This is a genomic window from Qipengyuania rhodophyticola (assembly GCF_042493225.1).
In the GTDB taxonomy this organism is placed as follows: domain Bacteria; phylum Pseudomonadota; class Alphaproteobacteria; order Sphingomonadales; family Sphingomonadaceae; genus Erythrobacter.
Window position 1 is genome coordinate 934,124 of record NZ_CP170454.1, and the last position, 15,497, is coordinate 949,620.

At 58.3% G+C, this 15,497-nt stretch carries 15 protein-coding genes; 10 read left to right on the forward strand and 5 right to left on the reverse strand.

Going from position 1 to position 15,497, the window contains the following annotated elements:
- The first annotated feature begins 33 nt into the window (after positions 1-33).
- From ACFCXQ_RS04405 to ACFCXQ_RS04435, 7 genes are all read left to right on the forward strand, one after another.
- Positions 34-1,575 (forward strand): class I adenylate-forming enzyme family protein, encoded by a 1,542-nt coding sequence (locus ACFCXQ_RS04405; protein ID WP_379553459.1) that lies wholly within the window; start codon positions 34-36, stop codon positions 1,573-1,575.
- Between the two features lie 650 nt (positions 1,576-2,225).
- Entirely contained in the window at positions 2,226-3,812 is a 1,587-nt protein-coding gene (gene guaA, locus ACFCXQ_RS04410; protein ID WP_379553460.1) for a glutamine-hydrolyzing GMP synthase, read from the forward strand.
- Positions 3,813-3,816: 4 nt separating this feature from the next.
- Positions 3,817-4,206, forward strand: a complete 390-nt coding sequence (locus ACFCXQ_RS04415) for a VOC family protein (protein WP_379553462.1) — start codon at positions 3,817-3,819, stop codon at positions 4,204-4,206.
- Positions 4,207-4,294: 88 nt separating this feature from the next.
- Complete coding sequence (locus ACFCXQ_RS04420) at positions 4,295-4,900, forward strand: YceI family protein (protein ID WP_379553464.1); 606 nt, start codon at positions 4,295-4,297, stop codon at positions 4,898-4,900.
- A gap of 62 nt (positions 4,901-4,962) precedes the next feature.
- Positions 4,963-5,844: a hypothetical protein gene (locus ACFCXQ_RS04425; protein WP_379553466.1), complete on the forward strand. Its 882-nt coding sequence runs from the start codon at positions 4,963-4,965 to the stop codon at positions 5,842-5,844.
- A gap of 18 nt (positions 5,845-5,862) precedes the next feature.
- Positions 5,863-6,561 carry an endonuclease III domain-containing protein gene (locus tag ACFCXQ_RS04430; RefSeq protein ID WP_379553468.1) on the forward strand — a complete coding sequence of 233 codons (699 nt, stop codon included), beginning with the start codon at positions 5,863-5,865 and terminating at the stop codon, positions 6,559-6,561.
- The gene (locus ACFCXQ_RS04435) at positions 6,548-7,381 is read left to right on the forward strand and encodes an EamA family transporter (protein WP_379553470.1); all 834 of its coding nucleotides are present in this window, start codon (positions 6,548-6,550) and stop codon (positions 7,379-7,381) included. Before ACFCXQ_RS04430 ends, ACFCXQ_RS04435 begins: the two co-directional genes overlap by 14 nt.
- On the opposite strand, the gene ACFCXQ_RS04440 is transcribed toward ACFCXQ_RS04435, so the two are convergent.
- The 4 genes from ACFCXQ_RS04440 to ACFCXQ_RS04455 all read right to left on the reverse strand — a co-directional run bounded on the left by ACFCXQ_RS04440 (position 7,378) and on the right by ACFCXQ_RS04455 (position 10,774).
- Positions 7,378-8,355 (reverse strand): oxidoreductase, encoded by a 978-nt coding sequence (locus ACFCXQ_RS04440; protein WP_379553472.1) that lies wholly within the window; start codon positions 8,353-8,355, stop codon positions 7,378-7,380. The two genes, ACFCXQ_RS04435 and ACFCXQ_RS04440, sit on opposite strands and share 4 nt — an antisense overlap.
- 77 nt (positions 8,356-8,432) lie before the next feature.
- Entirely contained in the window at positions 8,433-8,843 is a 411-nt protein-coding gene (locus tag ACFCXQ_RS04445) for a hypothetical protein (protein ID WP_379553474.1), read from the reverse strand.
- 245 nt (positions 8,844-9,088) lie between these two features.
- Positions 9,089-10,513 carry a metalloprotease TldD gene (tldD, locus tag ACFCXQ_RS04450; RefSeq protein ID WP_379553475.1) on the reverse strand — a complete coding sequence of 475 codons (1,425 nt, stop codon included), beginning with the start codon at positions 10,511-10,513 and terminating at the stop codon, positions 9,089-9,091.
- A gap of 48 nt (positions 10,514-10,561) precedes the next feature.
- Entirely contained in the window at positions 10,562-10,774 is a 213-nt protein-coding gene (locus ACFCXQ_RS04455) for a zinc-finger domain-containing protein (protein WP_379553477.1), read from the reverse strand.
- 90 nt (positions 10,775-10,864) lie between these two features.
- On the opposite strand from ACFCXQ_RS04455, the gene ACFCXQ_RS04460 reads away from it, so the two are divergent.
- Positions 10,865-11,806: an ABC transporter ATP-binding protein gene (locus tag ACFCXQ_RS04460; protein WP_379553479.1), complete on the forward strand. Its 942-nt coding sequence runs from the start codon at positions 10,865-10,867 to the stop codon at positions 11,804-11,806.
- A complete protein-coding gene (locus ACFCXQ_RS04465) occupies positions 11,803-12,792 on the forward strand; it encodes an MBL fold metallo-hydrolase (protein ID WP_379553480.1) in 990 nt (329 codons plus the stop codon). The genes ACFCXQ_RS04460 and ACFCXQ_RS04465 overlap by 4 nt, the downstream gene beginning before the upstream one ends.
- 13 nt (positions 12,793-12,805) lie before the next feature.
- Here ACFCXQ_RS04465 and ACFCXQ_RS04470 read toward each other — a convergent pair whose 3' ends face one another.
- Positions 12,806-13,489, reverse strand: coding sequence for a hypothetical protein (locus ACFCXQ_RS04470; RefSeq protein WP_379553482.1), 684 nt, complete (start codon positions 13,487-13,489; stop codon positions 12,806-12,808).
- Positions 13,490-13,729: 240 nt separating this feature from the next.
- Here ACFCXQ_RS04470 and nadB point away from each other — a divergent pair, with 240 nt between their 5' ends.
- Positions 13,730-15,322, forward strand: a complete 1,593-nt coding sequence (gene nadB / locus ACFCXQ_RS04475; protein WP_379553484.1) for an L-aspartate oxidase — start codon at positions 13,730-13,732, stop codon at positions 15,320-15,322.
- Positions 15,323-15,497 lie beyond the last annotated feature (175 nt).

A 15,497-nucleotide genomic window follows, 5' to 3' on the forward strand; every position in this document is an offset into this window, starting at 1 on the left:
TGTGCCAATCAATACAGGTGGAAGAGGCGATTTATGCTAGAAATCTTAAGGGCCGAGTTTGGCGATTTCTCAGCGGTTCTGGCGGGCAATGCGGCGGCGCAGCCTGATGCTCTTGCGCTGCGGGATGATACTGGTGATTTAAGTTGGGCCGAGCTTCATGATCGGGTGGAGCGGATCGCCGCGAAGCTTATTGAAACCGGGCTTGAGCGCGGGCAGTCGGTTGCAATTTTGGGGACATCGAGCAGTAATTATGCGCTTGTGTTTTTGGCTGCAGTGCGGGCAGGAGGGGTTGCTGCGCCGCTAACGACCAGCGCCTCTCCCGATCAATTGAAGGGTATGGCAGCAGATAGCGGCGCGCGGCATATCTTTATCGATCGGCGCAAGCTTAATGAACTTGGCGATGACTGCTTCCCCAGTATGGAGCAGATCATGCTGGATGAGGAGCTTGAGGGGTGGATGGCGCCAGAAGGCGCGCGTGCGCCAGAGTTCAGGCCGCAGCCTTCCGACCCGTTCAACATTATATATTCCAGCGGGACTACCGGTACGCCCAAGGGGATCGTTCATTCGCACCAGATGCGCTGGCGCCAATTTGCCTCGACTGCTGCTTCTTATCTTGAGGGCGGCCTAGAGGTTCGCTCGCTTGCCTCAACACCGCTCTATTCCAACACCACGATGGTTGCGTTTCTGCCGCCGCTGCTTGCGGGCGGAACCGTGCGGGTGATGGGCAAGTTTGATTGCGCGCGCTGGCTTGATCATGCGCAATCAGATCGCACTAATGTGACCATGTTGGTCCCCGTGCAATATCAACGCCTGATGGATTATGCAGATTTTGAAAAGTTTGATCTGTCATCGCTGGCGCTCAAATATTGCACCTCCGCGCCGTTTTCTGCTGAGCTCAAATCCGAGGTTCTCCAGCGCATGCCCGGCGGCTTGATCGAGATTTATTCAATGACTGAAGGCGGGGTGGTGTGCTTGCTCGCCTGCCACGAATTTCCGGACAAGCTTCATACCGTGGGGCGCCCCGCACCGGGCAGCGAGCTTAAGGTGCTGGATGATGATGACAATCCGGTCGCCCCGGGCGAGGCGGGCAATCTTATCGGGCTCTCGCAAACCATGATGGCAGGTTATAAAAACCAGCCAGATAAGACCCGCGAAGGCTATTGGACCGACCCGGAGACGGGCATCGCCTGGCAGCGGATGGGGGATATTGGCCGGGTCGATGACGATGGCTTTGTCGAGCTCGTTGGGCGCGCGAAAGACATGATTATTTCCGGCGGCTTCAACATCTATCCGGTCGATTTGGAAGATGCGCTCACTGAAGAGGATAGCGTAGCCGAGGCCGCGGTTATCGGTGTGCCGTCAAAGCGGTGGGGCGAGACGCCGGTTGGCTTTGTCAGGTTGCGGGATGATGAGGCCGATGTTGCCGCGATTCTCGCAGCGGTCAATGCGCGGCTGGGAAAGACGCAGCGATTGGCTTTGTTGCATGCAATCGAAGAGATGCCGCGCAGTCACATTGGCAAATTGCTCAAAACTGAGCTGCGCGATGAAGCAGTGCGGCGCGGGTTGCCTGAATAGACTGGCTGATTAGGCTGGCTAACCAAGCTCTCTGCGGAAATGGGGGCTTCCCGCAAGGTCATTAACGCGAACCCGCGCCGGCTATTGCTTAGGCTGTTAGAGCAGGTGTCAGCAGCGCGCCGCTGGTTGAGACTGCGGCAATAAGAACAAAAGCGTGAGACGAAATAGTGCGGATCATTGTAATTTCCTTTCAAGAACGAGTTGTTGAATTGCTGTTCGCGGGATTAGCGCAAATGGTTACAGAAGCCTCTCACGGGGGTGTAAGTGGTTGTGCTCAAAGAGAAACGAGTTCGAGACACGGCGCCGATTCATTGGGGGGGAGGGGGAATCGGCGGCCGCGTCTCTACTCGCTGCCATATCGCCTTGCGCTAGGGGCTTTGAGCCCGTGGCAAGGAGGGCCAGGATAGCTTGGTACTTGGGGGACCGAGTTTTCCTGTTTAACCGGACCGCACCTCACCCAGAACGATGGAGAGGGTAATAGGTCAGAGGTGTTGCCCGGCTGTTGATGATCAAATAGTGTTGAGCATTGCTGCACTAAAGTGCGATAATGCCAAAACGAGTTGAGAAATATGCAAGATTGAGTGCGATGCTTGTTCGCAGTCTCCTCGGCCCTCTGGACTCAGCGCGAGTGGCTGCTTAACCGCCTCTCTATGGACGACACTCAACCACCCCTTCATTCGGCCGATTCAATTCTTATTGTCGATTTTGGCAGCCAGGTAACCCAGCTGATCGCGCGCCGCGTGCGCGAGGCGGGGGTGTACTCCGAAATCGCTCCCTTCACGCAGGCCGAAGAGGCCTTTCATCGGATGAAGCCCAAGGGGATCATCTTGTCGGGCTCGCCTGCTGGCGTGCCGGATGAAGGCAGCCCGCGCGCACCGGAGATCTTGTTCGAGGCAGGCGTGCCGATCTTGGGCATTTGCTATGGCCAACAAGTGATGAGCCACCAGCTCGGCGGTGAAGTTCGGCGCGGGCACGAGACCGGAGAAGGCGGCGAGTTTGGCCGTGCGTTCCTGACCGTGACAAAGCCCTGTGCTTTGTTCGATGGCCTTTGGGCCGAGGGCGAGCGGCACCAGGTCTGGATGAGCCACGGAGACAAAGTCACCAAATTTGCGCCCGGCTTTGAGATTGTCGCGACGAGCGACGGCGCGCCGTTCGCAGTGATCGCCGATGAGGCGCGCAAGTTTTACGGTACGCAGTTCCACCCCGAGGTCGTCCACACACCCGATGGCGGGAAATTGCTCGCTAATTTCGTGCGCCATGTTTGCGGCCTCAAGGGCGACTGGACCATGGCCGAGTTCCGCAAGACCAAGATTGAGGAAATCCGCGCGCAGGTTGGTGACGGGAAAGTCATTTGCGGCCTCAGCGGCGGAGTGGACAGCGCGGTTGCCGCGGTCCTCATTCACGAGGCAATCGGCGACCAGCTAACCTGTGTGTTCGTGGACCATGGCCTCATGCGCATGAACGAGGCGGAGCAAGTCGTCACCCTGTTCCGCGATCATTACAATATCCCGCTCGTCCATGTGGACGCAGAGGAGCAATTCCTTGGCGGGCTCGCGGCCGTCTCTGACCCAGAGAAGAAGCGCAAATTCATCGGCGGGGCGTTTATCGACCTGTTCGAGGCGGAAGCCAAGAAGATCGGCGGGGCGGACTTCCTCGCGCAAGGCACGCTCTATCCTGATGTGATTGAAAGCGTCAGCTTCACTGGCGGGCCAAGCGTAACGATCAAGAGTCACCACAATGTTGGCGGCCTGCCCGAGCGCATGAATATGCAGCTGGTTGAGCCGCTGCGCGAGTTGTTCAAGGACGAAGTGCGCGATTTGGGCCGCGAGCTGGGCCTACCTGACGTGTTCGTTGGGCGGCACCCGTTCCCCGGCCCGGGCCTTGCGATCCGCATTCCCGGCGAAGTCACCAAGGAACGCTGCGACATCTTGCGGAAGGCTGATGCGATCTATCTCGATGAAATCCGCAAGGCCGGACTATATGACGCGATCTGGCAGGCATTTGCAGTGCTACTCCCCGTCAAAACGGTCGGCGTGATGGGCGACAGCCGCACCTATGATAGCGTGTGCGGCCTCCGCGCGGTGACCAGCACGGACGGGATGACAGCGGACGTCTATCCGTTTGATGCAAGCTTCCTCACCGCCTGCGCGACGCGCATCGTCAACGAGGTTCAGGGAATCAACCGCGTGGTTTATGACTACACCAGCAAACCGCCGGGCACGATTGAGTGGGAGTGATTTTGTGACCAAATGCTATCTTACCGTGGGCTCCAATGATCTGGATGTCTCATTTGCGTTCTACGATCCAGTGATGAGCGCGCTGGAGACCAAGGTCGCAGCGGATTATCCAGGCATGACTCGAAGCTACATGATGCCCGACGGGTTTCAGCTGTGGGTCACCAAACCGCAAAACGGTGAAGCCGCCGCGGGCGGCAATGGCCACACCGCAGGCTTTCACACCGCTGGTACGGGGCAAGTCGATGCCGCGCATGCCGCTGCACTCGCCAATGGCGACACCGATGAGGGCGCACCTGGCCCACGCCCGCTTTATGGCCCTGACATTTACGCCGCCTATGCGCGCGACCCATTCGGCAACAAGCTTGCCTTTATGACCTCAACGGATACGGAATGAGCCTTGCGTGTCGCCGGAACCCCAACCTGAACTCATACGTTTGTGAATAAGACCAACCAATGAAATCGCCATCGAAGAGAGCACTAAAATGACCCAGCGCCTTCCCCTCTTTGCTCTGCTTGCGACTCTTGCCGCATGTTCGCAGCCACCTGCTGACGCGCCGCCGGTCACCAACAGCGCGTGGACACTCGATCCTGCCAATTCCTCACTCAGCTATGTCTCGATCAAGGCAGGTGAGCTTGCCGAGATCAACTCGTTCGAGACGGTAACCGGCGTTGTGAGTGCAGAAGGCGCGGCGACGGTCACAATCGATCTCGCATCGGTCAGCACCGGGGTGGATATCCGTGATGAGCGGATGCGTGAGGTCTTCTTCGTCGTTGCCGACAATCCTACCGCAAGTGTAACGGCGCAGATCGACCCTGCCGCTTTCTCAGGTCTGGCGGTTGGCGAGAGCACGACAACTGAACTAGAGGGTACACTCACGCTCAAGGGCATTGAAGCGCCGTTTCAAAGCGAGGTCCGAGTGACGCGTGCAGCCTCTGACCGCGTGATCGCCGCATCGACTGATCCTGTGATTGTTGAAGCGCGAACCCTTGAACTGCTCGATGGGCTAGCACAGCTTCAGGAGCTGGCCGGCCTGCCGTCGATCACTCCGGTCGTTCCGGTCACATTCTCACTGACATTTGAGCGCTGATAGCATCAGGCAGGAGCATTTAGAGACTGGCAAAGACGCGTGAATTGTGCGAATTGACAACGATGACAATTTTATCATCGTTTCGTATTTTCCCTCTTCACGCTGTTCTGGTCGCAGCGCTATTGACGCCTGCATGCACAGCGCTTGCGCAAGATGCGCCCGCTCCTAAACTCGCTGAATGCGCCGATGCGCCCATGATTGGCCGGTTCGATCCATCGCGCGACGTGCTGATCGCAAATTACGACAGCAAGCCGGATGTTGATGATCTCCAAGCGGTCGCGGGGCTGGGGTCTGTCTTGAAGCACCCCGATTTTGCATGCGTCGATTATATTGCCACATCCGGCGCCTATGGCATCCAGGCTGGCACCTATTTGCCCGCAGCCGAATTGTTCAATCTGGCATTTGGAGATAAGTGGCTCGACGCGCATGAAGACCGGGAAGCCAGCGTCGACGCGCTTGCCCGACTGATGAGCAAAGCGCTTCAGCGCGGGGGTAAAGTCTGGGTTGCCGAGGCGGGACAGTCGGATGTCACAGCAGCTGCGGTTCGCAAGCTTCCGGAGGCCAAATGGCGCGGCATTCATATCGTCCAGCACAGCTATTGGAATGAAAGCCAGACCAGTCCCGACGCTATGAATACGCTGGTCTATAACACCACCTATCACCGTATTCAGGATGGCAATTTTGCTGGCAATGGCACACCTGCCTTTAACACCCATGACAATTCGCATTGGGGGCCTTTGCTTGACGATAGAGACGTCGGTCCGATCTGGGCAGAGGCCAAGCGTTTGTCTGAGCTGCACAATCCGGTCGCTGAATATGTCAATCCGGCGGTTGAGGCAGGCGGGCTGGATTTTTCCGATACGGTCGAGATCGCCTATATATTCGGATTTGAGGATATGGAGGGTGTGGGCGATTTTGTGAGCCGGTTTGCGAAAGCGAAGTGATCGTGCAAACCGTCCCCAATGGAACTCCCGCTAGGCTCTGACCCGCGCACGGATATTTTGCGCCGCCTGCACGCGGCGTTGATGGCTGAATATGGCCGCATCATCCGCCCGCCGGAGAAACGGCGCTCGCCGGAATGGGTGCTGGTCCACAGCGTCATCGGCGCTCAGACCAAGACGATCGCGAGCAATGCTTCGACCGATGGCCTTCTGGCAGAGTATGGCGATTGGGACCGCGTGGCGCGGGCACCGGTTGAGGAGCTCGAAGCAAGGCTCCAAAGGCAAACCTTCCCGAGTGTTGCGGCGCGCCGCCTCAAAGACTGCCTTGATGCGGTCGCTCACGAATATGGAAAAGTCGATCTCTCGCACCTTGCCGATATGGAGACAGAAGCGGCAATGGCCTGGCTCGAGGCATTGCCCGGCGTGGCGCGCAAAAACTCTGCCAGCGTTATGAATTCCAGCACGCTCAATCGCAAGGCGATGGTGATTGACGGCCACCATCGGCGGATCATGCAGCGCATGGGCATCGTCCCGGCTAAGGCGGATACGCGGCGGGCCTATGATGCGTTGATGCCAGTGCTTCCGCCTGAATGGAGTGCGGAAGATATGGATGAGCATCATCTGCTGCTGAAAAGTCTCGGTCAGACCTATTGCCGCCCACGTCGGCCCAATTGCTCGGCCTGCTTTGCGAAAGACGATTGCGCATATGGCCAAAGCTAATCCGCTCAGCCTTGCGTTGCTGACGGGATTGGCGATTCTTGCCTTTGCAGGTAATTCGCTGCTCGCACGCGCTGCGCTGGCTGATGGCGCGATCGAAGCAGGGGCGTTTTCCGCAATCCGCTTGACGGCGGGCGCGCTCATATTGTTGCCCTTTCTGAAGAGCCGCCCGCGGGTCAGCGACATCAAAGGAGCGGCCTCGCTGTTAATCTACATCGTTTGCTTCTCCTTTGCTTATCTCACGCTGTCCGCTGCGACGGGCGCGTTGATCCTGTTTGGCTGCGTTCAAGCGAGCGTAATGGCGATCGGTATCGTTCAAGGAGACCGGCCCAGCGCGCGCGGATGGCTGGGGCTACTCATTGCCTTGAGCGGGCTCGGGTGGCTGTTCTTGCCGGGAAGTCAAGGGGCAGCAATCATCCCTGCGGCCACGATGGCACTCGCCGGAATTGCCTGGGGCGTCTACACGATTGTCGGACGCGGCGGGCGAGATCCTGCGCGTAATACTGCGGCCAATTTCCTGCTTGCCGCCCCATTTGCCTTGCCGCTTGTACTGCTTGACAGCGGTCCGCCATCGGCGTGGGGTGTGGGCTTGGCAATCGCTTCCGGCGCGGTCACGTCGGGGTTGGGTTATGTGATCTGGTACCGTGTCGCGCCCGAGTTGACGCTGGCCACCACTGCCACTGCGCAATTGGCAACGCCAGTTGTTGCCGCGCTCGGCGGAGCGTTGTTGCTGGCCGAGCCTCTAACGCTAGATATTGTCATTGCAGGCGGGTTGATCCTTGGCGGGATTTTGCTGACGCTGCGCAGGGAACCCGCTGGTTAGGCGGTAAACTCTACGCCCGTCAGCTCTTCTGACTTGTTCCAAAGAGCCTGCGCCAATGCCTCATCGCGGATATGCGGCGAAACGCCGGAGCCGCGCGGGGTTTCCTCGGTTGCCATTGCACCGATATTGCAGTCCTCGCAGTAGACGCCGCCCATGCCATCAAGCAGCGGCGACGTCGCGGCCCAAACACTGGTAGCCGCGCCTTCTTCGGTCGATTTGAAGGCTTTGTGGACATTGCCCTCATCGTCATACCAGCCCATCGCGACCTGCTCTTCCATGGTCAGATGGCGCTGCAAAGGGGTGGCGATGCCGCCGGGATGGACAGCAAAACTGCGAATGCCATGCGCCTCGCCGAGTGTGTCGAGCTGAAGCGCGAAGAGCGCATTGGCTGATTTCGCCTGACCATAAGAGGGCCATTTTTCATACTCACGTGTTTCCCAATTGGGATCATCCAGATCGAGCCCATTGAGCCGGTGACCCACCGATGACACTGTCACGACGCGGGGCGATCCGCCTCCTTTGGCGGCGGCTTTCAGCAGCGGCCACAAACGCTGCGTCAGGTGGAAATGGCCCAGGTGATTGGTCGCGAACTGCATCTCATACCCTCGCGCATCGCGCATGAGCGGGCTGGCCATGATCGCGGCATTGTTGATGAGAATGTCGAGCGTGGATGTCTGCTCTACTAGCTTCTCCGCAAAGGCATCAATCGAGGCTGGATCAGACAAATCGAGCGGCAAGATTGCGATGTCGCCTGTCATCCCCTCCAGAACCTCGCGCGCCGTTTCTGGGCGCCGCGCGCCCACGATGACTTTCGCACCCGCCTCTGCCAGAGCGCGGACCGTTTCTGTGCCAATGCCGGAATACCCGCCCGTGACGACAATTGTTTTGCCTTTGACATCGCTTGCCGCGGCCACTTCACGCGCGGTTGAGCGATAGCCAAAGGGTGATGAGATGGGTGTTTGAGATGAGGCCACAATATCTCTCCTGAAAATCAGGAGAGAGTATCGCGCCGCCGAGCCCCTTCGGCCAGCTTTATTTGGGCCAGGCTTTCTTAGCCCTCTTCTTCTGTCTCGACCGTTTTATACGGCACGAAGTCCGTCAGGAAGACTGCGCCAGTGAAAAAGCCATTGAATCGATCAGCCGTTGTGATGTTATCGAGGCGGCATAGCTGGCTTGTGTTCCCGAATTTGCGGATCACCAGAATGTCGTCTTCATCGAGTTGATCTGGGTTGCGGGTCTTATTGACCCAAACCGTGTCACCGCGTTTATACACGATGGCGGTCTTATCTATGACTTGCAGATTACCGCTGCTGCGCAGAGTGCGGATGCAGCGGGTTGGCTCACCAGCCTCGCGCCCTTCGAGCATCTCGGCAAGTTCCTCTTCGCCAGTCTTTTTCGCGGCCATGGCGGGGGTCGTCAGGAGAGCGATCGCTGCGCTAGCCAGTGTCAGATGTTTGATCATTGTCACGTTCCTTCTTCCCCGATCTATCACATTACATGACGAAACGATTCTGAATGCTCGCTGAGCAGGTCCTCAGCTACGGTCAGTGGTTTACGCGTACTGTGTCTCTCGCTGCAACCTTACGCCTTCAGCCACAAATGGCCTCGGTCTTGTCGCATTTCTTGCGGCGACCTGCTCGCCTTCGGCGTGTCGCGTTTGTTTCTGCGACCTGACCGTCTTCGGTCGTGCGACCTTCGACGTTTCGCTTATGCCGTGCCCCCAACCGTTAGCCCGTCAATCAGAAGCGTTGGTTGTCCAACGCCAGCAGGCACGCTCTGCCCCGCCTTGCCGCATACGCCAATGCCTTCATCCAGCGCCATATCATTGCCGATGCCCGATACGCGGGTGAGCACGGTTGGTCCGTCCCCGATCAGCGTTGCGCCTTTGATCGGGGCGACGATCTTGCCCTTCTCAACCTTATAGGCCTCAGTGCAGGCGAAGACGAATTTGCCGCTGACGATGTCGACTTGTCCGCCGCCAAAGCTGGTCGCATAAATGCCGTCATCCACCCGGCTCATCAGCTCTTCCGGATCATCATTGCCGCCGCGCATAAAGGTGTTGGTCATGCGCGGCATAGGCGCATGTTCATAGCTTTCGCGGCGTCCATTGCCGGTGGGTTTGACGCCCATCAGGCGCGCATTGAGCCGGTCTTGCATGTATCCTTTGAGGATACCATCTTCGATCAAGACGGTCTCTTCCGTGGGCGTTCCCTCATCATCAATGCTGAGCGAACCGCGGCGATCGCGGATCGAGCCATCATCCACCACGGTCACACCGGGCGCCGCCACGCGCTCGCCAATGCGTCCGGAAAAAGCGCTAGTGCCTTTGCGGTTGAAGTCGCCCTCAAGGCCATGGCCAACCGCTTCATGTAGCAGCACGCCGGGCCAGCCGGGGCCGAGCAGCACAGTGGTTTCGCCGGCGGGGGCATCGACACTCTCAAGGTTGACCATGGCCTGCCGCACGGCGTCATCTATCCCGCGCATCCATTGTGCCTCGTCGAAGAGCCGGTCGTAGAGATAGCGCCCGCCCATGCCGAAGCTGCCGCGTTCACGCCGGCCGTTTTGTTCGGCGACGATGCCGATATTGAGGCGCACAAGCGGGCGGATATCGCGCGCTGTGAAGCCATCAGCACGCACGATTTCAACCACGCTCCAGCTGGCCGACAGGCTGGCGGTGACTTGCGCAACGCGCGGATCCTTGGCGCGGGCAACCGCGTCGATCTTTTCTAGCAGCGCGACCTTTTCTGCAAAAGGCACGAGGTCCAGCGGGCTGTCTTCTGTATAGAGGTGCTGATTAGTGCGCGGCGGTGATGCGGCGAGTTTTGCCTCAACCGGATCAAGCAATTGTAGCGTTTCGCCAGCACGGCGGATCGCAGCGGGGCTGAGGTCATTGGCATGAGCAAAGCCAGTTGTCTCACCAGAAACGCCGCGCAGGCCAAAGCCAGAATCGCGGCTGTAATCAGCCATTTTGAGCCGGCCATCATCAAACGCAAAGCTCTCGCTCGCGCTGAATTGGAGATACAGTTCTCCATCATCGCAGGGGCTGAGCAATTGCGCAGTCAGCTGCTTTGCTTCGTCGGGAGTGAGGTTGCTACCGTAAAGGAGCGCGGCGGGGTCATTGATAAGGCTCATGTGCCCTATCTAGGAAGCATTGGCCCGCTTGGAAAGCAGATCGTTTGCTTAGACCGCTTGGTCAGCAGGTCCGCCGATCAGGACGAAGCGCCGATCGCAATAGCCGCAATCAACATAGCCGCTCTCGTCAATTTCCATATAGACACGCGGGTGGCCCAGTGCTGCGGCGCGATAGGCTTTCCCACCACGGATATTGCCGGAGCCATCACAGCTCACGCGGGTGGTATCAACCATGGTCACTTCTGGCGGTGGTATGCTCATGAGCGCCCCGATACTGAGTCGTGTGCCGACCCGCAAGAGGAAGACACACAGGCTTGCACTTAGAGGGATCACGCGTAGAGCACGAAAGCTATGGATACCGAGCCCGCAATTCGCATCGATAATCTGGTCAAGGAATATGCCTCTCCGGGGCCGGGAGAGGCGCCAAAGCTGGCTCTCAAAGGCGTCAGTTTTGATGTGCCGCAGGGCGGAATTTTCGGCCTGCTTGGCCCCAATGGTGCGGGCAAATCGACGCTGATCAATATTCTGGCAGGTCTGGTGACCAAGACCAGCGGAAGCGCAGAAATCTGGGGCTTCGATATTGATGAGAGCAGCCGCAACGCCAAACGCTCCATCGGTATTGTTCCGCAGGAAATTGTCTTTGATCCGTTTTTCACACCGTTCGAGGTACTGGAAAATCACGGCGGTTTTTATGGCATTGGCAAAGCAGATCGGCGCAGTGAAGAGCTGCTGAAGGCGGTGCGGCTGTTTGACAAGCGCGATGCGTATGCGCGCACATTGTCAGGCGGGATGAAGCGGCGATTGCTCATTGCCAAGGCTATGGTGCATTCGCCCCCTATTCTTGTGCTCGATGAGCCAACGGCGGGCGTGGATGTTGAGCTGCGCCGGCAATTGTGGGAGCTGGTGGGCGAGCTCAATGCGCAGGGTGTCACCGTCGTGCTGACTACGCATTATCTGGAGGAGGCCGAGCAGTTGTGTGACCGGATTGCGATTATCAATCATGGCGAGTTGATTGCGAATAAGCCCACGCGCGAGCTGGTTGATATGGCCCGAGAGAAAATCGTCTCGGTCACGCTGGATGCAGATGTGGAAAGTGCGCCGTCGCACGAAGCCTTCACCAAGGTTGAGCTGGCCGGAGAGCGCGGGGTCGAAGTGACCTATGACAAGGACAAGCTCAACGCGGGACAAGTGCTGGCGATCTTGCAGGAGCAGGGCCTCAAGGTCGAAGATGTAACAACGCGTGAGGCCGATCTGGAGGACGTGTTTGTTCAGCTCACTGGAACGGGCGCATGAATATGCGTTTGCTCATTGCCCCTGCGATGGCGACACTCTCCTTGATGATTGCTGGCTGTGGCGGTGCGATGGGCAATCCGGCGTCCTCCGATGTTCGTTTGACGGTTTCATCGACAGACGATGTCATGTTCTGTCCCGAAGCTGGCGCAGCCTTGCAAGTGCTTGGGTCTGGTGGACCAATTGCAGAGGCCGCGCGTGCAGGCACCAGCTATCTTTTGTGGATTGATGGAGAGCCTCGCCTGCTGATTGATGCAGGTTCGGGCAGTTTCTTGCGGTTTGCTGAGGCTGGCGGAAAGATCGCAAGCCTCGATGCCATCCTGCTCACGCATCTGCATGCAGACCATACTGGCGATCTGATAGACGTATTGAATTCGGGCGGCTTTGAGGGGCGGATAGAGCCGCTTGCGATTGTCGGTCCCGGTGCTGCCCCTCGTTTCCCCGCGACGAGCGAATTTCTTGATCGGCTGCTCAGCAAAACACGCGGCGCATTCGCCTATAATGGCGGGTTTATCGACGGGGATGAGAATAAGCCGAAATTAGAGCCGCGCGATATCCCGTCGTTCGAAGGTGAGGGCGAGATTACCGGTCTAGACGTTTCCAACGATTATTCCGTCTTCGCCTATCCGGTGCATCACGGCGTGGTTCCGGCGCTGGGATATGCAATCGAAATAGGCGGGAAGCAGATTGTTATCACCGGCGATCAAAGCGGGTTTTCGAGCGTTTTTGAAGAGGGGCTGCGCGGGTCGCGGCCGGCGATCCTATTTGCGCATCATGTGATCCATGGCGGCGCTGGGCAGCCGCGCGGTCTGCACCGCACTCCTGCTCAAATCGGCGAACTTGCGGCTGCGCTTCAGCCGGAAAATCTGGTGCTCACGCACAATATGAATCGCTCACTTGAGCGGCTTGACGATGGTCTTGCGGCAATTGGCGAAAGCTATGAAGGACCCGTCACGGTCGCGAGCGATCTTTCCTGCTACGCTTTGTAAACGCCTGCTGACACTACGCTCTGGTAACCCGGTCAATGTCTTGCCGCAGCTGGCTCTTGCGAAAGCCGCCGCCGGACAACAATCGCTTCCAATCGGCCAGATGGTCGAAATGCTGCAACTGCCGATGGTAGTAATTGATATATTCGAGCACGGCGAGAATCGCGGCGGCGGTTGCTACCCAGCGATCTGCAGTGCCCACAGCAAGTCCCGGAACCAGCCATGCAGTGATGCAGGCGGATACGGCCACAAGACTCGCAATCGCCAAAGGCATATTTAAAGTTGCGATCTTCATGATGGTTTTGTCAGGAGAAATTCCTCGCTCAATCTGGTGCAGTTTTGCGCGCCAATACCACGCTCCCACCGCGAGAAGCGCCATCATTGGCATGATCGCGACGAATGCTGCGATGCCCACCTTGCCGGAAGCAAGGAACAGCATGATGGCTGGGACAAGCACAACATTGCCGGCCTCCATTTTCCAATAGCTGGTAAGGCGCTTTATCAAAGCGTCGCGGACATTGGTTGGACTGCTTTTCCCCATTGGCAAGAGCTGGGGCATTTTCGTCCGCGTTTCAAGCGCGATGCGTTTCGCGCTAAAGCGCTGCTTTCTGCTCGTTTGACACGCTAGCGCCGCGCTTGCGCCAATCCCTGTGTTCATGGCGATAAATGCGCGCGCCGCACCGCCTGCACGTACCGACATAGCGCTCGCCATCCACTTCCACCCTGTGGCGAATGGGCGAATGGCGGTTAAACAGGCATAATATTCGCTTAAATTTCACAGACACGACCCTTTCGTCCAAGCGCTTAGCGCTCAGTGAAACTGGACCACCCCTAGTCGGCCAATCTCTTGGCTGGTCGTAGAGTTACTATCATAGTTTTGCGCTGCAACATAGTCGTTTGCCCGCTTGCCTCGCCCGCTTCGGCTCGCCATTAGGTGGTCATGACAGCTGCGAAACCAACACATGACGTCCTGATTATCGGTTCTGGCGCGGCGGGGCTGACCGCTGCCTTGGAGCTGGCTGAGCATAAGAAAGTGCTGGTGCTGGCTAAGGGGTTGCTGACCGGCGGCAGCACAGCCTGGGCGCAAGGCGGCATCGCTGCGGTGCTGGATGCGGGCGACACGTTTGAGAACCATGTGCGCGATACAATGGTGGCGGGCGCAGGCCTCAATCGGCGCGAGACAGTGGAGTTCGTGATTGAGCGCGCGCCAGAAAGCATTGATGAGCTGTGCAAGTTGGGCGTGCCGTTTAACAGGGATGAGGATGCGCTGCACTTGACGCGCGAGGGCGGACATTCGCATCGGCGCATTGTGCATGTCGATGATGCGACCGGCTGGGCTGTTCAAGAGGCATTGCTTAAAGCGGCTGAGGCCAATCCAAATATCACTATGCTGCCGGGTCAAACCTGCATCGACTTTATCACAGGGCGGCATCAGAACGAGTATTCTGGCGCGGGCCATGTTTGGGGCGCTTATGCGCTGGACGAGACAAGCGGCAAAGTCGTCGCCCATGTCGCGCGGGCGACGATCCTTGCGGCGGGCGGCGCGGGGCGGTGTTACCTCTTCTCCACTTCGCCGCGCGGGGCCACCGGAGACGGGATTGCGATGGCGTGGCGCGCAGGTTGCCGCGTGTCAAACATGGAGATGATGCAGTTTCACCCGACCTGCCTCTATAATCTGGAGGTCAAAAACTTCCTCATCACAGAGGCGGTGCGCGGGGAAGGCGGGCATTTGCTGCACCCGGAAACAGGGCATCGCTTTATGGCGGATTATGACCCGGAGCGGATGGAGCTGGCCCCGCGTGATGTGGTGGCGCGCGCGATTGATGATCAGATTAAGCGCGACGGGCTCGATTTCGTTCACCTTGATATTAGCCACAAGCCGCCTGAGTTTGTGCGCGAGCATTTCCCCACGATCGACGAGAAGCTCACTGGCCTAGGCATTGATATGACAACGCAGCCCATCCCTGTGGTTCCAGCGCAGCATTATACCTGCGGCGGGGTGCTGGTCGGGCTAGATGCGCGCACGGACCTGCCGGGCCTATGGGCAGCGGGTGAATGCACGGAAAGCGGGCTGCACGGCGCGAATCGGTTGGCCTCGAACAGCCTGCTTGAATGCTTTGTATTTGGCGAAGCCGCAGCGAAAGACATCCTTGCGCGGTGGGACACTCTCGCGCAGCCGCCCGAAATCAAGCCATGGGATGAAAGCCGCGTGGCCGATTCTGACGAGCAGGTGGTCATCAAGCAGAACTGGACAGAGATTCGCCGCTTTATGTGGAATTATGTCGGGATCGTGCGGACGACCAAGCGGCTCGAACGCGCTGCGAATCGCATTGAGATGCTGCGCCAGGAAGTTGAGGATTATTACGGCAGCTTTGTCGTAACCACCGACCTTATCGAGCTACGCAATCTGCTCGAAGCGGCCGGGTTGATCGTGAAATCCGCTCTTGCCCGGAAAGAAAGCCGCGGCCTGCACTATACGCTGGACTATCCGGAGCTCGCCGATGACCCCCGCGATACAGTGCTGGTGCCCTAAACGCTCAAAGGCTGGCAAACAGGCCGATTATTCAGGTGGTCTAAGAAAGTGATCACAACGGTTCGTCGCAAGGCCGCGTCGAACCGACTACTCGCACGGTGACCCTGCCCAAATTGTTCATGTAGGGGAAAGCTTCCGGGCAACACGTGTCGGCCCATGTTCAATTTACACATCG